The organism is Enterobacter sp. DNB-S2 (assembly GCF_019443845.1).
GTDB lineage: Bacteria > Pseudomonadota > Gammaproteobacteria > Enterobacterales > Enterobacteriaceae > Enterobacter > Enterobacter asburiae_B.
Window position 1 is genome coordinate 4423541 of sequence record NZ_CP050520.1, and the last position, 21841, is coordinate 4445381.

The 21841-nt window shown below is 56.1% G+C and carries 17 protein-coding genes; 4 read left to right on the forward strand and 13 right to left on the reverse strand.

The genetic code is table 11. From position 1 onward, the window contains the following. Positions 1 to 2 precede the first annotated feature (2 nt). Positions 3 to 911 (reverse strand): sulfate adenylyltransferase subunit CysD, encoded by a 909-nt coding sequence (gene cysD, locus HB664_RS21365; protein ID WP_010434549.1) that lies wholly within the window; start codon positions 909 to 911, stop codon positions 3 to 5. A 9-nt stretch (positions 912 to 920) separates the two neighbouring features. Continuing rightward, the gene (cysG, locus tag HB664_RS21370; protein ID WP_039263355.1) at positions 921 to 2279 is read right to left on the reverse strand and encodes a siroheme synthase CysG; all 1359 of its coding nucleotides are present in this window, start codon (positions 2277 to 2279) and stop codon (positions 921 to 923) included. A 237-nt stretch (positions 2280 to 2516) separates the two neighbouring features. Between cysG and HB664_RS21375 the strand changes: the two genes are divergently transcribed. After that, positions 2517 to 3560, forward strand: coding sequence for an aminopeptidase (locus tag HB664_RS21375; RefSeq protein ID WP_182071559.1), 1044 nt, complete (start codon positions 2517 to 2519; stop codon positions 3558 to 3560). A 71-nt stretch (positions 3561 to 3631) separates the two neighbouring features. On the opposite strand, the gene cysH is transcribed toward HB664_RS21375, so the two are convergent. Genes cysH through cysJ form a run of 3 tightly spaced genes read right to left on the reverse strand, consistent with a single transcriptional unit; the run spans position 3632 to position 7899 of the window. Beyond that, on the reverse strand, positions 3632 to 4366 hold the full coding sequence (gene cysH / locus HB664_RS21380) for a phosphoadenosine phosphosulfate reductase (protein WP_023308999.1): 735 nt from the start codon (positions 4364 to 4366) through the stop codon (positions 3632 to 3634). A 15-nt stretch (positions 4367 to 4381) separates the two neighbouring features. Then, positions 4382 to 6094, reverse strand: a complete 1713-nt coding sequence (gene cysI, locus HB664_RS21385) for an assimilatory sulfite reductase (NADPH) hemoprotein subunit (RefSeq protein WP_048979255.1) — start codon at positions 6092 to 6094, stop codon at positions 4382 to 4384. Then, entirely contained in the window at positions 6094 to 7899 is a 1806-nt protein-coding gene (gene cysJ / locus HB664_RS21390; RefSeq protein ID WP_219940181.1) for an NADPH-dependent assimilatory sulfite reductase flavoprotein subunit, read from the reverse strand. The genes cysI and cysJ overlap by 1 nt, the downstream gene beginning before the upstream one ends. A 306-nt stretch (positions 7900 to 8205) precedes the next feature. Between cysJ and queD the strand changes: the two genes are divergently transcribed. Further along, on the forward strand, positions 8206 to 8568 hold the full coding sequence (gene queD, locus HB664_RS21395) for a 6-carboxytetrahydropterin synthase QueD (protein WP_023309002.1): 363 nt from the start codon (positions 8206 to 8208) through the stop codon (positions 8566 to 8568). 28 nt (positions 8569 to 8596) lie between these two features. Here queD and queE read toward each other — a convergent pair whose 3' ends face one another. From queE to HB664_RS21410, 3 genes are read right to left on the reverse strand one after another with little or no spacing between them, the layout of a single operon-like run. Then, the gene (queE, locus tag HB664_RS21400) at positions 8597 to 9268 is read right to left on the reverse strand and encodes a 7-carboxy-7-deazaguanine synthase QueE (protein ID WP_023333236.1); all 672 of its coding nucleotides are present in this window, start codon (positions 9266 to 9268) and stop codon (positions 8597 to 8599) included. A 54-nt stretch (positions 9269 to 9322) separates the two neighbouring features. Then, a complete protein-coding gene (locus tag HB664_RS21405; RefSeq protein ID WP_064673513.1) occupies positions 9323 to 10030 on the reverse strand; it encodes an N-acetylmannosamine-6-phosphate 2-epimerase in 708 nt (235 codons plus the stop codon). Further along, positions 10030 to 11589 (reverse strand): PTS transporter subunit EIIC, encoded by a 1560-nt coding sequence (locus HB664_RS21410; RefSeq protein WP_087823266.1) that lies wholly within the window; start codon positions 11587 to 11589, stop codon positions 10030 to 10032. Before HB664_RS21410 ends, HB664_RS21405 begins: the two co-directional genes overlap by 1 nt. A gap of 165 nt (positions 11590 to 11754) precedes the next feature. Between HB664_RS21410 and HB664_RS21415 the strand changes: the two genes are divergently transcribed. After that, entirely contained in the window at positions 11755 to 12579 is an 825-nt protein-coding gene (locus HB664_RS21415; protein WP_029741550.1) for a MurR/RpiR family transcriptional regulator, read from the forward strand. Positions 12580 to 12937: 358 nt separating this feature from the next. After that, positions 12938 to 14047, forward strand: coding sequence for an SDR family oxidoreductase (locus HB664_RS21420; protein ID WP_219940182.1), 1110 nt, complete (start codon positions 12938 to 12940; stop codon positions 14045 to 14047). Positions 14048 to 14100: 53 nt separating this feature from the next. Here HB664_RS21420 and eno read toward each other — a convergent pair whose 3' ends face one another. From eno to rlmD, 5 genes are all read right to left on the reverse strand, one after another. After that, the gene (gene eno / locus HB664_RS21425) at positions 14101 to 15399 is read right to left on the reverse strand and encodes a phosphopyruvate hydratase (RefSeq protein ID WP_023309012.1); all 1299 of its coding nucleotides are present in this window, start codon (positions 15397 to 15399) and stop codon (positions 14101 to 14103) included. An 82-nt stretch (positions 15400 to 15481) separates the two neighbouring features. Continuing rightward, the gene (gene pyrG / locus HB664_RS21430) at positions 15482 to 17119 is read right to left on the reverse strand and encodes a glutamine hydrolyzing CTP synthase (RefSeq protein ID WP_023309013.1); all 1638 of its coding nucleotides are present in this window, start codon (positions 17117 to 17119) and stop codon (positions 15482 to 15484) included. Positions 17120 to 17342: 223 nt separating this feature from the next. Continuing rightward, entirely contained in the window at positions 17343 to 18134 is a 792-nt protein-coding gene (mazG, locus tag HB664_RS21435; RefSeq protein ID WP_023333241.1) for a nucleoside triphosphate pyrophosphohydrolase, read from the reverse strand. A 69-nt stretch (positions 18135 to 18203) separates the two neighbouring features. Beyond that, on the reverse strand, positions 18204 to 20435 hold the full coding sequence (gene relA / locus HB664_RS21440) for a GTP diphosphokinase (RefSeq protein ID WP_023309015.1): 2232 nt from the start codon (positions 20433 to 20435) through the stop codon (positions 18204 to 18206). Between the two features lie 51 nt (positions 20436 to 20486). Next, positions 20487 to 21785: a 23S rRNA (uracil(1939)-C(5))-methyltransferase RlmD gene (rlmD, locus tag HB664_RS21445; RefSeq protein ID WP_219940183.1), complete on the reverse strand. Its 1299-nt coding sequence runs from the start codon at positions 21783 to 21785 to the stop codon at positions 20487 to 20489. Between the last annotated feature and the right edge of the window lie 56 nt (positions 21786 to 21841).

The following is a 21841-nucleotide window of genomic DNA, read 5'->3' on the forward strand; positions in this document are numbered from 1 at the left end:
CCTTAGAAATAACCCTGACGTTTCTTCAGCTCCATGGAGCCTGCCTGGTCGCGGTCAATCACGCGCCCCTGTCGCTCGCTGGTGGTGGACACCAGCATCTCTTCGATGATCTCCGGCAGCGTCTGCGCGCTGGATTCCACCGCCCCGGTCAGCGGCCAGCAGCCGAGGGTACGGAAGCGCACCATCTGTTGTTTGATCACTTCGCCCGGCTGCAGGTCGATACGATCGTCGTCGATCATCATCAGCATGCCGTCGCGCTCCAGCACCGGGCGCTCGGCGGCCAGATACAGCGGAACGATTTCGATGTTTTCCAGATAGATGTACTGCCAGATATCCAGCTCGGTCCAGTTGGAGAGCGGGAAGACGCGAATGCTTTCGCCTTTGTTAATCTGACCGTTGTAGTTGTGCCACAGCTCCGGACGCTGGTTTTTCGGATCCCAGCGGTGGAAGCGGTCGCGGAAGGAGTAGATACGCTCTTTGGCGCGGGATTTCTCCTCGTCACGGCGCGCGCCGCCGAAGGCCGCGTCAAAACCGTATTTGTTCAGCGCCTGCTTCAGCCCTTCGGTTTTCATGATATCGGTGTGCTTGGCGCTGCCGTGCACGAACGGGTTGATGCCCATCGCCACCCCTTCCGGGTTTTTATGCACCAGCAGCTCGCAGCCGTAGGCTTTCGCGGTACGGTCGCGGAACTCGTACATTTCGCGGAATTTCCAGCCGGTATCCACGTGCAGCAGCGGGAACGGCAGCGTGCCCGGATAAAACGCTTTACGCGCCAGATGCAGCATGACGCTGGAATCTTTACCGATGGAGTACATCATCACCGGGTTAGAAAACTCGGCGGCCACTTCGCGGATAATATGGATACTCTCCGCTTCGAGCTGCCGCAGGTGTGTAAGACGTTTTTGGTCCATAACCTTTCCTTAAGCCAAATTTACGACAGAAGAACCAAAGCCTTCTGTATCGGTTGTGTGTTGGAACCAGGCGAGCGTGCTGTGCAGCTGCACCACTTCACCCACCACGATCAGGGCGGGCATCGGGGCGTCTTTCGCCAGGGTTGCAAGATGTTCCAGCGTGCCCGTCGCAACGTGCTGATCGACGCGCGTGCCGCGAGAAATGACGGCAACGGGCGTCGTCGCCTCGCGACCGTGCTGAATAAGCTGTTCGCTGATGTCCGCGGCCTTCATCGTGCCCATGTAGATCGCCAGCGTCTGGCGGCTCTGGGCGAGATGCGACCAGTCGAACGGCGTGCTGTCGGCCTTGTAGTGGCCGGTCACAAAGGTCACGCTCTGGGCGTAATCGCGGTGGGTCAACGGGATACCGGCGTAGGCCGTTACCGCAGAGGCCGCCGTGATGCCGGGCACCACCTGGAACGGTATGCCCGCTTCGGCTGCCGCCTGCAGCTCTTCGCCGCCGCGACCAAAAATGAACGGATCGCCCCCTTTCAGGCGCACCACGGTTTTACCCGCTTTGGCGGCGTCAACCAGCATCTGGTTGGTGTCGTGCTGCGGCACCGAGTGCTCGCCAGCCCGTTTGCCGACGCAGATTTGCTCCGCGTCGCGACGGATCAGCTCGCGCACGCCGTCGGTGACCAGATGGTCGTAGAACACCACGTCAGCGTCCTGCAGCACCTGCAGGCCGCGCAGCGTCAGAAGCCCGGCATCGCCCGGCCCTGCGCCCACCAGAATGATCTCCCCGCCCGTACTGCCGGGGTTATCCAGTTCGTCCTCAAGAATTTTCTGCGCTGCCGTCTCATTACCGGCATGCATCAGGCTGGCAAAGCGGCCGCGAAACACGCGTTCCCAGAAGCGACGGCGTTCCGTTACGCTGGTCAGGCGCGTTTTCAGGTGGTTGCGCCAGTAGCTGGCTTTTTCCGCCATGCGCCCGAGGCTGGTCGGCAGCAGCGCTTCGATTTTTTCACGCAGCACGCGCGCCAGCACTGGTGCGGTACCGCCGGAGGAGATCGCCACCAGCAGCGGAGAACGGTCAACGATCGACGGGAAGATGAACGAACATAACGGCTGGTCGTCCACCACGTTCACCAGGCGGTAACGGGCCTGAGCGGCGTCGGAAATCCGCCGGTTCAGGTCGCGATCTTCGGTCGCCGCAATCACCAGCACGACGCTGTCGATTTGTGATTCGTCAAAATCCGCTTCTGCCACTACCCGCACCTGCGCCCCTGCGCGTTGCAGAAACGCGATTTTGCGATCGGCAATTTCACCCGTGCCAACAACCAGCACCGGCTTCTCTTTTATCGCGGCAAATAAGGGCAGATAGTCCACAAGCAACAACTCACTAACAACGAGGAATAAGGGGACTATAGGGGGCGGCTTAGACCGAATGAAATTACGAATTGGAATGAGTAGTTACTCAATGGAATAACGCCGTGAAAAAGCTAATACCAAAAAGTGCTTAACACGCGAAATTTCGGGCATTTAAGACCAATTCAAATTGTGTATGGACGATCACAGTTTCATACTAGGCGGGTTATTATTTTGCTCAGTTTTTAAGGACTCACTATGTTTTCCGCAACGCGCCACCGTATTGCTGCCCTGGCGCTCGGCGTTTGCTTTATTCTTCCTGCCCAGGCAAAAAACCAACCTTATGGTGAAATCGCCACTATGCAGGCGCGGCATATTGCCACCGTCTTCCCTGGCCGCATGACCGGCTCGCCTGCGGAGATGCTCTCTGCGGACTATCTTCGTCAGCAGTTTGCCGGGATGGGCTACCAGAGCGATATCCGGTCGTTTCACAGCCGCTACGTCTATACCTCACGAAATAAAACGAAAAACTGGCATAACGTGACCGGCAGTACGGTTATCGCGGCGCATGAAGGTCGCGCGGCTGAACAGATTATTATCATGGCGCACCTTGATACCTACGCCCCGATGAGCGATGCCGATACGGATAACAACCTCGGCGGGCTGACGCTGCAGGGCATGGACGACAACGCGGCAGGCCTGGGCGTGATGCTCGAACTGGCCGAACGGATGAAAGATATTCCAACCCAGTATGGCATTCGTTTCGTGGCCACCAGCGGTGAAGAAGAGGGCAAACTCGGCGCTGAGAATCTCCTTAAACGCATGAGCGCTGAGGAGAAGAAAAATACGCTGCTGGTGATCAACCTCGATAACCTGATCGTCGGCGATAAGCTTTATTTCAACAGCGGGCAGAGTACGCCGGGACCCGTGCGGAAACTGACGCGCGACCGGGCGCTGGCGATTGCCCGCAGCCATGGCGTTTTTGCCACGACCAATCCGGGCGGGAATCCTGCTTTCCCACGCGGAACAGGCTGCTGCAACGACGGGGAAGTCTTCGATAAGGCGGGCATTCCGGTGCTGTACGTGGAAGCGACAAACTGGGCATTGGGCAAGAAAGATGGCTATCAGCAACGCGCTAAATCGAAAGCCTTCCCGGACGGTACAAGCTGGCACAACGTGATGCTGGATAATCAGCTGCACATTGACAGCGCGCTGCCGCAGCGGATTGAGCACCGCAGTCGTGATGTGGTGAAGGTCATGCTGCCGCTGGTGAAGGAGCTGGCGAAAGCGGGGAAAGCCTGAGGTCGTTAAGCATAGGGCGGCCTGATGCCCTCACCCCAACCCTCTCCCACAGGGAGAGGGTGGATAAAGGATCACCCTTCGTGCAGCCCGCACTCGCGCTTCAGCCCAAAGAATCGCGTCTCTTCTTCCGCCATTCCCGGTTCCCATTTGCGCGTGGTGTGGGTGTCGCCCACCGACAGATAGCCCTGGTCCCACAGCGGATGGTACTTCAGCCCGTGTTTTTGCAGATACTGATACACCGTACGGTTATCCCAGTCGATAATCGGCAGCACTTTAAATACCCCGCGCTGGACCGCCAGCACCGGTAAGGTTGCACGGCTGCCGGACTGCTCGCGGCGCAGCCCCGCAAACCACGTCTGCGCATTGAGCTCTTTCAGCGCCCGGTTCATCGGCTCGACTTTGTTGATCTCATTGTATTTCTCAATGCCCTCAACGCCCTGCTCCCACAGCTTACCGTAGCGCGCCTCCTGCCAGGCCGCGCTTTCCGTCGCGCGGTACACTTTGAGGTTCAGCTTGAGCTTGTCCGTCAGCTCGTCAATAAACTGGTAGGTTTCAGGAAACAGGTAGCCGGTATCGGTAAGGATCACCGGAATGTCCGGACGGATCTGATTCACCAGATGCAGGCTGACCGCCGCCTGAATACCAAAGCTCGACGAGAGCACATAGTCTCCCGGCAGGTTTTCCAGCGCCCACGCCACGCGCCCTTCGGCGTCCAGCTTTTCAAGGTGGGCATTGGTTTCTGCCAGCGCCAGAATGCGTTCGACTTTAGGCAGATCGTTAAGGGCGTTTAGATCGAGTACGGACATAATTACCTCTCGTGGTTACTCCCAGAAATCCCTTGCGGGATCGAGCACCGGGCGAATGATGCCCGCACGCACCGTAAAGTCGCCGAAGCCTTCACCCGCTTCGCGCTCTTTCGCCCAGCGCCCGACAAGCTCGTCGATGGAATCAAGGATTTCCGGCTCGGTAATGTTCTCGCGGAACATACGCGGAATGCGCGTGCCGATACGGTTACCGCCCAGGTGCAGGTTATAGCGCCCCGGCGCTTTCCCCACCAGACCCAGCTCGGCCAGCATCGCGCGGCCGCAGCCGTTCGGGCAGCCGGTGACGCGCATAACAATATGCTCGTCCGGAATACCGTGTTTTTCCAGAATCGCCTCCACTTTGTCAGTGAATGACGGCAGGAAACGTTCCGCTTCGGCCATCGCCAGCGGACAGGTCGGGAACGACACGCAGGCCATCGAGTTTTCACGCTGCGGCTTAACCGCATCCATTAATCCGTGGTCGCGCGCCAGCTTCTCGATCTTCGCCTTCTGGCTCTCCGGCACGCCGGCAATAATGAGATTCTGGTTAGCGGTAATGCGGAATTCGCCTTTATGGATCTTAGCAATTTCCAGCAGACCGGTTTTCAGCGGACGGCCCGGATAATCCAGAATACGACCGTTTTCGATAAACAGCGTCAGGTGCCATTTATTGTCGATACCTTTCACCCAGCCAATGCGATCGCCGCGACCGGTGAATTCGTAAGGGCGGATCGGCTCAAATTTGATGCCCGCACGACGCTCCACTTCCTCTTTGAACGTCTCAACGCCCACGCGCTCCAGGGTGTATTTGGTTTTCGCGTTTTTACGGTCGGTACGGTTGCCCCAGTCGCGCTGCGTGGTCACTACCGCTTCCGCCACGGCCAGCGTGTGCTCCAGCGGCAGGAAGCCGAACTCGCTCGCGGTGCGGGCGTAGGTTTTCTTATTACCGTGTTCAATGGACAGGCCGCCGCCCACCAGCAGGTTAAAGCCAATCAGCTTGCCGTTTTCAGCAATCGCCACGAAGTTCATGTCGTTGGCGTGCAGGTCGATATCGTTCTGCGGTGGGATCACGACCGTGGTTTTAAACTTACGCGGCAGATAGGTCTGGCCAAGGATCGGTTCTTCGTCCGTGGTCGCGACTTTTTCCTGATCGAGCCAAATCTCCGCATAGGCGCGGGTGCGCGGCAGCAGGTGCTCAGAGATCTTCTTCGCCCACTCGTACGCTTCGGCGTGCAGCTGGGACTCATACGGGTTCGAGGTGCAAAGCACGTTACGGTTCATGTCGTTGGCGGTCGCCAGCGCGTCCAGCCCGACCGAGTGCAGCATCTGATGCACCGGCTTGACGTTCTTCTTCAGAATGCCGTGGAACTGGAATGTCTGACGGTTGGTCAGGCGGATGCTGCCATAAATCGTGTTTTCACCGGCAAACTTGTCGATGGCCTGCCACTGTTTGGTGGTGATCACCCCGCCCGGCAGACGGCAGCGCAGCAGCATCGCATGACGCGGCTCCAGCTTCTGTTCGGCACGCTCGGCGCGGATGTCGCGATCGTCCTGCTGGTACATGCCGTGGAAGCGGATCAGCAGGAAGTTGTCGCCTTTGAAGCCGCCGGTGAGACCGTCATTCAGATCTTCAGCAATGGTGCCGCGCAGATAGTTGCTTTCCAGCTTCATGCGCTCGGCGTCTGTCAGTTTACCTTCGACCACCAGTGGCCCTGGATGTTTTTCGCTCATTAGTAGACATCTCGCTGATAACGGCGCTCAACGCGCAGCTCACTTAAAAATTCATCCGCCGTTTCGGCATCCATACCGCCGAATTCGGCAATCACTTCCAGCAGTGCCTGCTCAACGTCTTTCGCCATGCGATTGGCGTCGCCGCAGACATAAATGTGGGCACCGTCATTGATCCAGCGCCACAGCTCTGCGCCCTGTTCGCGCAGTTTGTCTTGTACGTATATTTTTTCTTTCTGGTCGCGGGACCAGGCCAGATCGATGCGGGTCAGTACGCCTTCTTTCACATAGCGCTGCCACTCAACCTGGTAGAGGAAATCCTCGGTAAAGTGCGGGTTGCCGAAGAACAGCCAGTTTTTACCCGGCGCTTCATCTGCCGCGCGCTGCTGCATGAAGGCGCGGAACGGCGCAATGCCGGTGCCTGGGCCAATCATGATGACCGGCGTTTCCGGGTTCGTCGGCAGGCGGAAGTTGTCGTTGTGCTCGATAAAGACGCGCACTTCGCCCTCTTCTTCGACGCGATCCGCCAGGAAGCTTGATGCCCCACCCGCACGGGCGCGGCCTTCGATGTCGTAGCGCACCACGCCGACGGTAATATGCACTTCACTCTCCACTTCGGCCTGCGAAGAGGCGATGGAGTACAGGCGCGGCGTCAGCGGTCGCAGCAGGCCGATCAGCGCATCCGCATCCAGCTGAGCCGGAGAGAAACGCACCATATCGACAATTGGCGTCGTCGCGGCGTAATGCTGCAGCTTCGCCTTGTCGCCCACCAGCGGCAGCAGGGATTCGCTGCGCGTTAAGGTGGCATAATTTTCGACGATATTCGGGGTGTTCACCGTCAGCTCGAAATGCCACTGCAGCGCCTCTGCAAGCGGCTGGATTTTGCCGTCAACGGTGACGGGCTCGTCACCCTTCAGCCACAGCAGCTCAACCAGCTCTTTCACCAGAGCCGGATCGTTCTGATACCAGATACCCAGCGCGTCGCCCGGCTGATAGCGCAGGCCAGAGTCGCCGAGATCGATCTCGATATGGCGCACGTCTTTTTCCGAATCGCGGCCGGTGATTTTCTGGTTCACCGACAGGCTCGCCGTCAGCGGCGCCTCTTTGGTGTACGGGCTGGTATGGATGTCGTTGACGGCACCCGTCGCGGTGAACGCGGCCTGTGCCGACGTCTCTTTCGGCACGCGCGCTTTCAGCACCTCAACGATGCGCGCACGCCATTCGGCGGCGGCGGTCTGGTATTCAACATCCGCGTCAACGCGGTCCAGCAGGCGCTCCGCGCCCAGCTCCGCCAGCCTGCTGTCGAAGTCTTTACCGGACTGGCAGAAGAATTCATACGAGGTATCGCCCAGGCCAAATACGGCAAACGCCGTGGCATCCAGCTTCGGCGCTTTTTTCGAGAACAGGAACTTGTGCAGCGCCACCGCTTCTTCAGCAGGTTCACCTTCACCCTGCGTAGAGGCGACCACCACCAGCAGTTTTTCTGACGCGATTTGCTTAAATTTATAATCCCCGGCGTTGACCAGGTTCACGTTCAGTTTGGCGGCCAGCAGGTCGTCACGCAGCGCTTCGGCCACGCGGCGCGCATTGCCCGTCTGCGAGGCGGAAATCAGGGTAATGGCCGGAATTTCAACGGCCGTTACCGGTGCACCCGCCACAGCGCCAGGCTGCTGATTGAGCATTCCCCAGAAATAACCGGAGACCCAGGCAAGCTGAGTGGGAGAAAAATCAGAGGTGGCAGCCTGAAGGCGCGCCAGTTGCTCCGGGTTCAGGGGAAGCAAATTTGAAGGTGGGGCCTGTGTTGTCATGCGTCGTTATGTTCCAGTAGCCAAGCGGACTTAAAGCGAATAAATCCAAACTGAAGATAAGGTTAACGGCGAGGATAATAACAATTAAAGAAGGGATGGAAATAATAAATAACCAAATGGACTAACCTGTTTTAGTTGTCATACTTAGCGATAAAACCGATTAATTAACCCTCTGAAAATTATCGATAAAAGTATCAAAAAACGCCTGTTAACGAGACGCCAGGCTTCAGAGCCGTTTTAGTTAATGCTAAAAATTGTGCTTTCCGGTACTATGCGGCGGTTTTTTCCGCATTACTGAGAGCGATCATGTCCACCACACTGTTTAAAGATTTCACCTTCGAAGCCGCCCACCACCTTCCGCATGTCCCTGAAGGGCATAAATGCGGCCGTCTGCACGGGCATTCGTTCATGGTGCGTCTTGAGATCACCGGTGAAGTTGATCCGCATACCGGTTGGATCATGGATTTTGCCGAACTGAAGGCGGCGTTTAAGCCGACCTACGATCGTCTGGATCATTACTACCTGAATGATATCCCGGGCCTTGAAAACCCGACCAGCGAAGTGCTGGCGAAATGGATTTGGGATCAGATGAAGCCGCTGGTACCGCTGCTGAGCGCGGTGATGATTAAAGAGACCTGTACCGCCGGCTGTATCTATCGCGGGGAGTAAAAAAAGCCCGGCTAAACCGGGCTTTTTTTTAGGCAATATTCAGGTATTTGTGCGTCTGCATCGACAGGCGCCAGTTGCGCGCAATACAGGTTTCAATGCACAGGCGCGTCGCGTCGTCTTTCTGGCTGATCGGCTGTAGCGCAATGACGCGCTGCTTTTCATCCGTCAGCGTTGCCAGCAGTTCATCCAGCGCTTCGATATCACGCACGCGCCCAACCGGGTGCTTAATCTCATCCGCGCGTTCCAGCGCCTGAGACAGCACGTCATACCCGCCGCGCATATTCACTTTTGGCGATACCGTCACCCAGGTGGTGTGTGAACAGCGCACTTCATGGGTGCCGCTGGTTTCAATCTGGCAGCTGTAGCCGTTCTTTTCGAGCAGCTCGGTCAGCGGCGTCAGATCGTGGATGCAGGGTTCACCGCCGGTGATCACCACGTGGCGCGCCGTCCAGCCCTGACGACCAATAATGGCCAGCAGATCTTCTGAACTGCCCGCGCCCCACTTATCGCTCTCTTTGGTTTTCGCCAGAATGCTAAACAGCGACACTTCCCGATCTGCGAGCTTATCCCACGTATGTTTGGTATCACACCAGGCACAGCCAACCGGGCATCCCTGTAAACGAATGAAAATAGCGGGAACGCCGGTAAAGTAACCCTCGCCTTGCAGGGTCTGGAACATCTCGTTAATCGGGTACTGCATAGTCATCTCAGTAAATGGGATAAACGATAAGTATCGCAGATCCCCGCCTGATGGTCATGCTCCATCGGTGCTTTGCGCGCCAATCGCCGCCATAAAACGCTCGGTAATTTGCTGTGGACGGGTGATGGCGCCGCCGACGACGACCGTATGCGCGCCCAGCGCCAGGCATCTGGCCGCGCGTTCAGGCGTATCCACGTTGCCTTCGGCAACCACGGGAACCGTCACGGCAGCCAGCACGCCCTTCAGGAACGCGCAGTCATTTTCCGGAAGCGAATGGCCCGCCGTTTCCGCCGTATAGCCGTAAAGCGTGGTGCCGACACAGTCAAAGCCAAGCGCCTGTGCCGTCACGGCTTCGCCCACGGTGGAAATATCCGCCATCAGCAGTACCGCGGGATAGCGCGAGCGGATGCGCGCGACCAGCGTTTCCAGGGATTCTCCACCGGGACGCTCCCGCGCCGTCGCATCAAGCGCAATGATTTCCGGAGAGACGGTCATGAGCTCATCCACCTCTTTCATCGTGGCGGTGATAAACACCTCGCTTTCCGGGTAATCCCGTTTGATGATGCCGATAACAGGCAAAGAGACCTGCTGCTTAATGGCCTCGATATCCACCACGCTGTTGGCACGAATGGCAGCGGCTCCGCCCTGTGCCGCCGCCAGCGCCATGCGCGACATAATAAACGGGCTATGCAGCGGTTCATTTTCCAGCGCCTGACAGGAGACGACCAGTTTTCCCTTCAGGTTATCCAGTACAGTTTTCATTACGATAAGATCTCTTCCACTTCGTTTTTGATAATCGTGACGTGCGGGCCATAAATGACCTGAACCCCGTTACCGCGCACGATAACGCCGCGCGCGCCGGTGGCTTTCAGCGCCGCGTCATTCACTTTGCTGCCGTCCTTCACCGTGACGCGAAGCCGCGTGGCGCAGCAGTCCACCTCTTCCAGATTCTCTTTTCCGCCTAATCCCGCTATCACCGCAAGGGCGCGCTCGCTCTGCGAGAAGGTCACCTCATTGGCCATCGCCTCCTTTTCCCGACCTGGCGTGGCAAAATCAAAGCGGTTAATCAGGTAGCGGAAGGTGAAGTAGTAAAGGAAGAACCACGGCACGCCCACCAGGGGAACGAACATCCAGTTAGTTTTGGCCTCTCCCTGCAAAATGCCGAACAGCACGAAGTCAATAAAACCGCCGGAGAAGGTTTGCCCGATAGTGATATGCAGCATGTGCGCGAGCATGAACGCCAGCCCGTCAAACAGCGCATGAATGACGTAAAGCACCGGCGCAATAAACAGGAAGGAGAACTCGATAGGCTCGGTAATCCCGGTCAGGAACGAGGTTAATGCCGCAGAGAGCAGCAGCCCGGCAACGCGCTTTTTGTTCTCCGGTTTTGCCGTGTGGTACATCGCCAGACACGCGCCGAGCAGGCCAAACATCATCGTAATAAAGCGCCCGGACATGAAGCGGGACGTGCCCTCATAGAAATGCTGCGTGTTCGGGTCGGCCAGCTGGGCGAAGAAGATCCGCTGTGTGCCCTCAACGAGGTGACCGTTGACAATCTCGCTGCCCCCGAGCGCGGTGGTCCAGAACGGCAGATAGAAGATGTGGTGCAAACCAAACGGGCCCAGCATGCGTAAAATGAAGCCGTACAGCAGGGTGCCCAGATAGCCGGTGGCATCCACCAGCCCGCCGAGACCAAAAATCAGTTTCTGAAAATGCGGCCAGACCACCGTCATGAGCGCGCCGACGAGTATCGCCGCCAGCGAGCTGATGATGGGAACAAAGCGCGAGCCGCCAAAGAACCCGAGGAACTGCGGAAGCGCAATTTTATTAAACCGATGATGGAGCGTGCAGGTCACCAGACCAATCACCACGCCGCCAAACACGCCGGTTTCCAGCGTCTGGATCCCCAGCGTCATGCCCTGCCCAACTGCACCCGGGTTCTCGTGCGCCAGTTTGCCGGTGAGGATCAGCAGCGCGTTGATGGTGGCATTCATCACCAGAAACGCGAGTAGCGCCGCCAGCCCAGCCGTGCCCTTATCGCTTTTTGCCAACCCGACGGCTACCCCAACCGCAAACAGCACCGAGAGGTTTGCAAACACGATTGAACCGGCGCTGCTCATGATAGTGAAAATGGCCTGCAGCCAGCCCACATCTAAAAACGGATAAGCCGCCAGCGTATTGGGATTCGATAACGCGCCGCCTATCCCCAGCAGCAGGCCCGCCGCGGGCAGCACGGCGATAGGCAACATAAAGGATTTACCAAAGCGCTGCGCTTTTTCAAACCATCCCCCCGAAGAAGCACCACTGAACATTTGCATCATTTTTTCATCTCCCCTTTAAGTGGTGAAAATTTTTACCACATAAATATCACTCAGTGAAAATTATCATCAAAAACCAGGAAGCCGATCATACTTTTTCAAAATGACTGGCATCTTTCCCCTCCTTTCCGCCACACTAGTCGCAGCGAAACACATTAAGGACGTGGCATGTCGGACCATGAAAATCTGCTGCTGAAGCTCCGCCAGGAGGCTTCCGGGTACAGCCCAACGCAACAAAAACTCGGTGAGTTTGTCCTCAGCGATCCTGCCCGGGTGCTCTACCTGACGATCACTGAACTGGCGCGCGAGAGCCACACCAGCGAAGCCAGCGTCACGCGCCTTTGCCGGACGCTGGGCTGCAAGGGCTATAACGAATTTAAAATGGCGCTTGCGCTGGATATTCAGCAGGGCCAGCCCGCGCGTCAGGCGGGGGATGAGATTGATAACGTCGTGGATGAGTCGGTGCAGGCTTTGCAGGATACCGCCAGACTCCTCGACCGCACGCTGCTTGAAAAAGCGGCGCTGGCGCTGCATCAGGCGCAATCCGTGCAGATTTATGGCGTCGCGGCCAGCGCGATCCTCGGCGAGTATCTGCATTACAAGCTGCTGCGGCTGGGAAAACCCGCACAGCTGTTTAGCGATATGCACCGCGCGGCCATGAATGCGACAACGCTTTCGAAAGATACGCTGGTTGTGGCCATCTCCAGCTCGGGTTCAACGCGGGATTTACTCCACGTGGTGAAGCTTGCCCGCAAGCGCGGCGTTAAGGTTCTGGCGCTCAGCAATACGCCCCGCAGCCCGCTGGCGTCTCTGAGCGACATGCAGCTGGTTGCCGCCAAACCAGAAGGCCCTCTAAGTGCAGGCGCGCTCAATGCGAAGGTTGGAGTCATGCTGCTGGTCGAGCTGTTGACCACGTCCATGATTGCGCTGGATGGTCATTACGGCGACGTTAGCCAGCAAACAGCCAGCGCCACGCTTCCCCTTTTGCTCTGAAAATCATTCGCAGGCTAAATAAATCGGCCTGCGATTTATGTTGTCTGATTTGAGTTAAGTGGTATTTAAAACATTTATTGAATAAATGTTTGGTGTAACAAATTATTATATTTATTACATTTTGAATTACGTTCACCATTAGGCACAGACTTCATAAAAACAATTAAATTCAATGAGTTAAAATTTAAATCTTAATAGAGTGAATTTTTACCCTTGCGATACTGTCCAATATATCCACCTGATTTCCTTTCCTTAAAATAAGCTTAAGACGCCATTGATTTCGGCGTTTTATTATTTAAATGCCGTTTACTTTTGCACGCCTACAATCCGCCTCATCAATCATAATGAGACGGTATTAATGAAGATGTTATTGATTACAGGCGTGACCGGATTTCTGGGTGGTGCAGTTCTTGAAAAAATCCTGACCAGCGATCAACCCGCAAAACTCCTTTTACTTGCGCGCGCCAGCGATCCGCAGAGCGGGCTGGAGCGCGTGCTGGAGAACATGCGCAAGTTCAACGTTCCCGAGGACAAACTGGCCTCCTTGAAGGTGGGTAATATTCTGATTGGCGACCTCAGCCAGCCGGATGCCTTCCTGAACGATCCCCGTCTGGATCGGGTCACGCACGTGGTTAACTGTGCGGCCGTGGCCTCATTTGGTAATAACCCGCTGATCTGGAAGGTCAACGTTGAAGGTACGCTCGCGCTGGCGCGCCGTATGGAGCAGGTCACGGGCCTGCAGCGTTTCCTCCACGTCGGCACCGCAATGTCATGCACGCCGGAGCAAGATTCACTGGTCGCCGAAAGCGCTGAATTCAGAGAGAATGCTGAACACCTGGTGGGATACACGTTTTCGAAGTCAACCATCGAACAGCTGATGCGCCAGGAGTGCCCTAACCTGCCGCTGCTCATCGCCCGTCCGTCCATCGTCGTCGGCCATACCCGTCACGGCTGCACGCCGTCGAGCAGCATTTTCTGGGTCTTTAGCATGGGCCTGATGCTGCAGAAGTTTATGTGCTCAATGGAAGACCGGATTGACGTTGTTCCGGTGGATTATTGCGCCGACGCGATGTTAATGCTGCTCAACAGCAACGCTCGTCCGGGAGAAGTGGTACACATTTCTGCGGGAGAAGAGAACAGCGTTCGCTTTGCGGATATCGATCAGGCAATGGCGCAGGCGCTGGAGAAAGCCCCCGTCGGGGATAAATATGCGCAGGTCAGCTACGAAACGCTGGTCAGAATGCGCCGCGAGCTGAAACATATTTTTGGGCCGTGCAACGAACGTCTGATGCTGAAAGCCATGCGTTTATACGGTGCATTTGCCACGCTTAACGTGCGCTTCAGCAACGATAAGCTGCTGAGCATGGGGATGCCGAAGCCGCCCCGGTTTACGGACTACATCGCCCGCTGCGTGCAAACCACCCAGGGGCTGACCATTCCGGAGCAAATGGCGGTCGATTTTAAATAGTCAAAAAAAATGCCAGTCATTCGACTGGCATTTTCATTTTAAGGCTTAAGCAATTATGCCTGGCCTTTGATCTCTTTCAGACCGTTGTATGGTGCTTTTTCGCCCAGCGCTTCTTCGATACGAATCAGCTGGTTGTATTTAGCAACACGGTCAGAACGGCTCATAGAACCGGTTTTGATCTGGCCTGCAGCGGTACCTACAGCCAGGTCGGCAATGGTAGCGTCTTCAGTTTCGCCAGAACGGTGAGAGATAACAGCGGTGTAGCCAGCGTCTTTCGCCATTTTGATCGCAGCCAGAGTTTCGGTCAGAGAACCGATCTGGTTGAATTTGATCAGGATGGAGTTAACGATGCCTTTCTCGATGCCTTCTTTCAGGATCTTGGTGTTGGTTACGAACAGGTCGTCACCAACCAGCTGGATTTTGTCGCCCAGTACTTTAGTCTGGTATGCGAAGCCAGCCCAGTCAGACTCGTCCAGACCGTCTTCGATAGACACGATTGGGTACTGTTTGGTCAGGTCTTCCAGGAAGTGAGTGAACTCTTCGGAGGTGAACGCTTTGTTGCCTTCGCCAGCCAGAACGTATTTACCGTCTTTGTAGAATTCAGATGCTGCACAGTCCATCGCCAGGGTGATGTCTTTGCCCAGCTCGTAGCCAGCAGCTTTAACTGCTTCTGCGATAACGGCCAGCGCTTCTGCGTTAGAACCCAGGTTTGGCGCATAGCCACCTTCGTCACCAACAGCAGTGTTCATACCTTTAGCTTTCAGAACTTTAGCCAGGTTGTGGAACACTTCAGAACCCATACGTACCGCTTCTTTCAGGGATTTCGCGCCAACTGGCTGAATCATGAATTCCTGAATATCAACGTTGTTGTCTGCGTGCTCACCACCGTTGATGATGTTCATCATTGGTACAGGCATGGAGTATTTGCCTGGGGTACCGTTCAGTTCAGCGATGTGCTCGAACAGTGGCATACCTTTCGCAGCAGCAGCCGCTTTGGCGTTCGCCAGAGAAACAGCCAGGATTGCGTTCGCACCGAAGTTAGATTTGTTTTCAGTACCGTCCAGATCGATCATGATCTTGTCGATGCCAGCCTGGTCTTTGGCGTCTTTGCCAAGGATTGCCTGAGCAATCGGACCGTTTACAGCGCCAACCGCTTTCAGTACGCCTTTGCCCAGGAAGCGGGATTTGTCGCCATCGCGCAGTTCCAGCGCTTCGCGAGAACCAGTAGAAGCACCTGATGGAGCAGCAGCCATACCAACGAAACCACCTTCCAGGTGAACTTCGGCTTCAACGGTCGGGTTACCACGGGAGTCGATGATTTCACGACCGATGACTTTAACGATTTTGGACATTAGATTTTCCTCAGTACAAGTTAAACTAAAACTCCAGACAAACAACGCGTACCAAAGGTACGCGTTGCCGTTCTAACTTTTTTTACTTCGCCTGACGCTTCTGGTAGTCGCTGGCGGCCTTCACGAAGCCTGCAAACAGCGGATGCCCGTCACGTGGCGTTGAAGTAAATTCCGGGTGGAACTGGCAGGCGACAAACCACGGATGGTTTGGCACTTCAATGATCTCGACTAACTGATCATCCCCGGAGCGGCCCGCAACACGCAGGCCCGCGGCTTCAATAGGTTTCAACAACATGTTGTTGACTTCATAGCGGTGACGATGGCGCTCGGTGATGACCGGCTCGCCGTACAGCTTGCGAACCACGCTATCGTCAGACAGCTGGCAGGCCTGTGCGCCAAGACGCATGGTGCCACCCAGATCGCTCTTCTCGGTACGGACTTCGACGTTACCTTCTTCGTCACGCCATTCAGTGATAAGCGCCACAACAGGGTACTTACAGTCTGGCACAAATTCCGTAGAGTTCGCGTTTTCCATTCCCGCTACGTTGCGCGCAAATTCGATCAGCGCAACCTGCATACCCAGACAGATGCCGAGGTATGGAATATTGTTTTCACGCGCATAGCGCGCGGTGGCGATCTTGCCTTCTACACCACGGTAGCCGAAGCCGCCAGGGATGAGGATAGCATCCAGATCTTTCAGGATTTCAACGCCACGCGTTTCAACATCCTGCGAATCAATCAGCTTGATGTTCACGGAAACACGGTTCTTCAGACCACCGTGTTTCAGCGCTTCGATCACTGACTTATAGGCATCCGGCAGTTCAATGTATTTGCCGACCATACCGATAGTCACTTCGCCTGCCGGGTTGGCTTCTTCATAAATAACCTGTTCCCATTCAGACAGGTTCGCTTCCGGACAGTTCAAGCTGAATCGTTTACAAATATAATCGTCCAGGCCCTGAGATTTCAACAGGCCCGGGATTTTATAAATGGAATCGACATCTTTCATTGAAATAACGGCTTTTTCAGGCACGTTACAGAACAATGCAATTTTCGCACGTTCGTTCGCCGGAACCGCGCGATCGGAGCGGCAAACCAGGATATCTGGCTGAATACCAATGGAGAGCAGCTCTTTCACAGAGTGCTGAGTCGGCTTGGTTTTCACTTCACCTGCGGCGGCCATGTACGGCACCAGAGTCAGGTGCATGAACAGCGCGTGCTCACGGCCGATATCTACCGCCAGCTGACGAATCGCTTCCAGGAATGGCAGGGATTCGATATCACCCACGGTACCGCCGATTTCAACCAGCACCACGTCGTGGCCTTCGCCACCCGCAACAATGCGTTCTTTGATTGCGTTAGTGATGTGCGGGATAACCTGAACGGTTGCACCCAGATAGTCACCACGGCGCTCTTTACGCAGAACGTCGGAGTAGATGCGGCCAGTCGTGAAGTTATTACGACGGGTCATTTTGGTGCGGATGAAACGCTCGTAGTGGCCAAGATCCAGATCGGTTTCAGCGCCGTCTTCAGTAACGAACACTTCCCCGTGTTGGATTGGGCTCATGGTGCCCGGATCGACGTTGATGTACGGATCCAGTTTCATCATGGTCACATTGAGGCCACGGGCTTCAAGAATGGCTGCGAGGGAGGCTGCGGCAATGCCTTTACCCAGAGAGGATACGACCCCGCCGGTCACAAAAATATAGTTCGTTGTCATGCTGAACCTGAGAAGTTAGGGTGAAACGATGGAATAACCAGGACGGGAAAGTAGTATACCCGAACACGGCGAGCGCCACAAACTTTCATTCTCCGTCTCCATTCCAGGCCATGACAAACATAAGGAGTGAGAAAATAGCCCCTTTTGGGTAAATGTTTTTGACGCAAATCAAGCGCTTGTCATTTAAAAAATCACACAGATTGCGCTTGATCTCAAAATCTCGTTAGAGATCAGATTCCTGGCGCTTTACTTCTTGCCAGACTTCTTCCATCGCTTCGAGGTCAATTCCGCTCATTTCCAGGCCTCGCGAGGCGACAATCCGCTCAACTTCGCGAAAGCGTCGTTCGAATTTTAGGTTGGCTTTTTGCAGGGCGGTTTCCGCTTTTACACCCAGATGGCGAGAAAGGTTGACGGTTGCAAACAGCAGGTCGCCCATCTCCTCCTCAAGCTTTGCTTCATCCACCACCGCCTGCTGCGCTTCGTGCATGACTTCGTCAATCTCTTCGTGCACTTTATCGAGCACCGGGCCGAGGGAGGTCCAGTCAAAACCGACGGCGGAGCAGCGTTTCTGGATTTTATGCGCGCGCATCAGCGCGGGCAGGCTCAGCGGAATATCATCCAGCGCCGAGTGCTGGGATTTTTCCGCTCGCTCGGCGCTTTTGATCTGCTCCCAGCGGGCCAGCACCTCAGCGCTGTTCCCTGCGGTGGCATCGCCGAAGATATGGGGATGACGGCGCTCAAGCTTGTCGCTGATGGCAGCGCAGATATCGTCAAAGTTAAAGCGCCCCTCTTCCTGCGCCATTTGCGCATAGAACACTACCTGGAACAGCAGGTCGCCCAGCTCGCCGCGCAGGTCGTCAAAATCTTCGCGGGAAATGGCGTCCAGCACCTCGTAGGTCTCTTCGAGGGTATAAGGCGCGATGGTGGCGAAAGTCTGCTCTTTGTCCCACGGGCAGCCGTTTTCCGGGTCGCGCAGGCGTTTCATGATGCCAAGCAGGCGGTCGATTTGAGTCATGGTTATGTCCTGATAAAAAAATGCCGGGTGGCGGCTTACGCCTTACCCGGCCTACAAAAGAGGGAAATCTTATCCGCCGTGCAGACGACGCGCGTCAATCACATCCGGCACCTGGTTCAGTTTGCCGAGCACGCGGCCCAGCACCTGCAGGTTGTAGATTTCGATGGTCATATCGATGGTGGCAAGCTGCTCGCGGGTATCGCTGCGGCTGGCGACGCCCAGAACGTTGACCTTCTCGTTGGCGAGAATGGTCGTGATGTCGCGCAGCAGCCCGCTGCGGTCGTTGGCAGTGACGCGCACCACCAGCGAGTAGCCGGCGGAATAGCTCTCACCCCAAACCGCTTCCACGATGCGCTCCGGCGCATGCGACTGCAGCTCGGCAAGCTGGTCACAGTCAGAACGGTGAATCGAAATCCCGCGTCCCTGGGTGATAAAGCCGACGATATCGTCGCCCGGAATAGGCTGGCAGCAGCGGGCAATGTGGTGCATCAGGTTACCTACGCCTTCAACCACCACGCGACCATTGTCTTTGCTGCGCTGCTGCGGGGCGTAGGTTTTCTGCTGCAGCTGCTTCAGCGCCGCCGCGTCCTGCTCTGCCGCGCTTGGCTTATTGAACTGCGCCTGCAGGAAGTTCACCATCTGATTCAGACGGATATCACCGCCGCCAATGGCCGCTAGCAGCTCATCAAGCTCGTTGAAGTTGTAGCGCGGCAGCAGGAATTTCTCCGCCTCTTTCAGGCTTATCCCGATATGCTCCAGCTCGTCGTCAAGGATCTGGCGACCGGCAAGGATGTTCTTGTCACGATCCTGTTTACGGAACCAGGCGTGAATTTTCGAGCGCCCGCGGCTGGTGGTGACGTAGCCCAGGTTCGGGTTAAGCCAGTCACGGCTCGGGTTGGGCTGCTTCTGGGTAATGATTTCAATCTGGTCACCCATCTGCAGTTGATAGGTGAACGGTACGATACGTCCGCCAATTTTCGCCCCAATGCAGCGGTGCCCCACATCGCTGTGGATGTGGTAGGCAAAATCGAGCGGCGTAGAGCCCGCCGGCAGGTCGACAACGTCCCCTTTTGGGGTAAAGACGTACACGCGATCGTCAAAGACCTGGCTGCGCACTTCGTCGAGCATCTCGCCGGAGTCGGCCATCTCTTCCTGCCACGCAATCAGCTTACGCAGCCAGGCAATGCGGTCTTCGTGGCCAGAACGCGCTCCGCCGGACGTGCCTTCTTTGTATTTCCAGTGCGCGGCCACGCCCAGCTCGGCGTCCTCGTGCATCTGTTTGGTGCGAATCTGAATCTCGACCGTTTTGCCGCCAGGGCCAAGCACAACGGTATGGATAGACTGATAGCCGTTCGGTTTGGGGTTGGCGACATAGTCATCGAACTCATCGGGAAGATGACGGAAGTGAGTGTGTACTATCCCCAGCGCGGCGTAGCAGTCCTGCAGACGCTCCGCCACGATACGCACGGCGCGCACGTCAAACAGCTCGTCAAAGGCGAGGTGTTTCTTCTGCATTTTGCGCCAGATGCTGTAGATATGCTTAGGCCGACCGTAGACTTCGGCGCGCACGTTCTCTTCTTTCATCGCCTGGCGCAGCCCGCCGACAAATTCCTCGATATAGTGCTCGCGGTCGATACGGCGCTCGTGCAGGAGTTTGGCAATACGTTTATATTCCGCCGGGTGCAGATAGCGGAAGCAGTAATCTTCCAGCTCCCATTTCAGCTGACCAATCCCTAAGCGGTTCGCCAGCGGCGCATAGATATTTGTACACTCTTTGGCCGCCAGCACGCGCTCGTCTTCCGGCGCATCCTTCACCTCACGCAGATGAGCAATACGCTCGGCAAGCTTGATAACCACGCAGCGGAAATCATCCACCATGGCCAGCAGCATCCGGCGAACGTTATCGACCTGCTCAGAGGAGACGGAATCGGTGTGCGCGGCTTTGAGCTGGCGAATGGCCGCCATATCGCGCACGCCGTGGATCAGCGCGACGACGGATTTCCCGACGCTGTCGCGCAGCACGTCTTCGCTGACCACGTCCGCATCCGCGAGGGGGAAGAGAAGCGCGGCCTGCAGCGTTTCAATATCCATGTTCAGCATGGATAAGATTTCCACCATCTCCACGCCGCGCCACAGGAGAAGATCGGCGTCGGGATGCCCCTGCGTGGTGCGCAGACAATAGGCCCAGGTTTCGGTTAAGCGTTCACACGACTGCTGGCTGGAAATTCCCAGACTTGCGATCCATTTTTGTGGGTCAAATTCCCCAGCTTTATTGAGATGTGCACTTCTTACCGCAACCATTGTCCTCTCCTTTAGGGACCTGGGCCTGTCGAAGTCGACAAGCCAAACAAATTAGATGTGCTCGAACAACACCATCGATTCCAGATGTCCAGTGTGCGGGAACATGTCCAGCATTGCCAGACGCTGAATCTTGTAACCCGCGCTGATTAATGCCTCGCTGTCCCGGGCAAGCGTTGCCGGGTTACAGGAAACATAGACCACACGCTTCGGCGCGAGTTTAATAATATGTGCCATCACACCCGGGGCACCGGCACGCGCCGGGTCGAGCAAAATTTTATCAAAGCCCTGTTTTGCCCACGGCTGTTGGGTGACATCTTCTTCAAGATTTTGATGAAAGAATGTCACATTTTGCAAGCCGTTCTGCTGCGCGTTCTCCTGCCCTTTAGCCACCAGCGCCTCGACGCCTTCCACGCCGACGACGCTGGCCGCTTTTTGCGCCAGCGGCAGCGTGAAGTTGCCCATTCCGCAGAACAGATCGAGCACCCGATCGCTTTTCTGAACATCCAGCCACGTCAGCGCTTTCTCAACCATCAGTTGGTTAACACCGTCATTCACCTGAATGAAATCCCGCGGGCTGAACGTTAAGCGTAGCCCGTTTGACGCATACCAGGGCGCCTCACCGGTAACCTGCTCAAGTATCTCGCTTTGTGGTGCAAGGAAAAGCGCCAGGTCGTGGGAATGCGAAAAGCGTTCCAGTTTTTCGCGATCTTTTTTCGACAACGGCGCGGTATGGCGCAGGACCATCAGCGGTCCATTGTTTGCCATGACCAGTTCGACATGTCCGAGGTGGCGAACGCCGTCCAACCCGGAGAGACAAATGCGCACCTCCGGAAGCAATGCCTCAAGATGGGGCACCAAAATGGGGCACTGCTGCACATCGACGATGTCACTGGAACCGGCCTTGCGAAACCCCATCTCCAGCCGCGCCGTTTTTGGCTGATAGCTGAGGCTCAGGCGCGCGCGTCGCCGATAGCCCCAGGGCGCATCGGCGAGAATTTCGTTAACGTCATGTTTAAGCTGACGCGCCAGCGCGCGGCTTTTGCTTTTTTGCTGTAATTCTGTGCTCGCATGCTGTTGCTGGCAGCCTCCGCAAACGCCAAAATGTGGGCAGCGGGGCTTCACGCGCTCCGGGGTATCGTTGAGGCGGCGCTTAACCTGTCCGCGCGCGAACTGGCGTTTATCTTCCGTCAGCGTAATTTCTGCTCGTTCTGTCGGCAATAAACCTGTTATAAACAGAGCTTTACCGTTGTGACGTGCCACTCCCTGACCAAACGGATCGAGGTCCGTGGCTTCAACAGTAATGATTTGACGCGTCGTCACGCGTCGCTTTGCAGAGTAGAATTGCGCCATCGCCGAGATTTTTCTCACATAAACATAATTATCTTAATTGTCCCATAACGGAACGC

What these genes read in the sequence shown, in the direction of transcription:
- cysD (WP_010434549.1), bottom strand. Translation starts at nt 911, where the DNA reads ATGGACCAAAAACGTCTTACACACCTGCGGCAGCTCGAAGCGGAGAGT.
- HB664_RS21375 (WP_182071559.1), top strand. Translation starts at nt 2,517, where the DNA reads ATGTTTTCCGCAACGCGCCACCGTATTGCTGCCCTGGCGCTCGGCGTT.
- cysH (WP_023308999.1), bottom strand. Translation starts at nt 4,366, where the DNA reads ATGTCCGTACTCGATCTAAACGCCCTTAACGATCTGCCTAAAGTCGAA.
- cysI (WP_048979255.1), bottom strand. Translation starts at nt 6,094, where the DNA reads ATGAGCGAAAAACATCCAGGGCCACTGGTGGTCGAAGGTAAACTGACA.
- cysJ (WP_219940181.1), bottom strand. Translation starts at nt 7,899, where the DNA reads ATGACAACACAGGCCCCACCTTCAAATTTGCTTCCCCTGAACCCGGAG.
- queD (WP_023309002.1), top strand. Translation starts at nt 8,206, where the DNA reads ATGTCCACCACACTGTTTAAAGATTTCACCTTCGAAGCCGCCCACCAC.
- queE (WP_023333236.1), bottom strand. Translation starts at nt 9,268, where the DNA reads ATGCAGTACCCGATTAACGAGATGTTCCAGACCCTGCAAGGCGAGGGT.
- HB664_RS21405 (WP_064673513.1), bottom strand. Translation starts at nt 10,030, where the DNA reads ATGAAAACTGTACTGGATAACCTGAAGGGAAAACTGGTCGTCTCCTGT.
- HB664_RS21410 (WP_087823266.1), bottom strand. Translation starts at nt 11,589, where the DNA reads ATGATGCAAATGTTCAGTGGTGCTTCTTCGGGGGGATGGTTTGAAAAA.
- HB664_RS21415 (WP_029741550.1), top strand. Translation starts at nt 11,755, where the DNA reads ATGTCGGACCATGAAAATCTGCTGCTGAAGCTCCGCCAGGAGGCTTCC.
- HB664_RS21420 (WP_219940182.1), top strand. Translation starts at nt 12,938, where the DNA reads ATGAAGATGTTATTGATTACAGGCGTGACCGGATTTCTGGGTGGTGCA.
- eno (WP_023309012.1), bottom strand. Translation starts at nt 15,399, where the DNA reads ATGTCCAAAATCGTTAAAGTCATCGGTCGTGAAATCATCGACTCCCGT.
- pyrG (WP_023309013.1), bottom strand. Translation starts at nt 17,119, where the DNA reads ATGACAACGAACTATATTTTTGTGACCGGCGGGGTCGTATCCTCTCTG.
- mazG (WP_023333241.1), bottom strand. Translation starts at nt 18,134, where the DNA reads ATGACTCAAATCGACCGCCTGCTTGGCATCATGAAACGCCTGCGCGAC.
- relA (WP_023309015.1), bottom strand. Translation starts at nt 20,435, where the DNA reads ATGGTTGCGGTAAGAAGTGCACATCTCAATAAAGCTGGGGAATTTGAC.
- rlmD (WP_219940183.1), bottom strand. Translation starts at nt 21,785, where the DNA reads ATGGCGCAATTCTACTCTGCAAAGCGACGCGTGACGACGCGTCAAATC.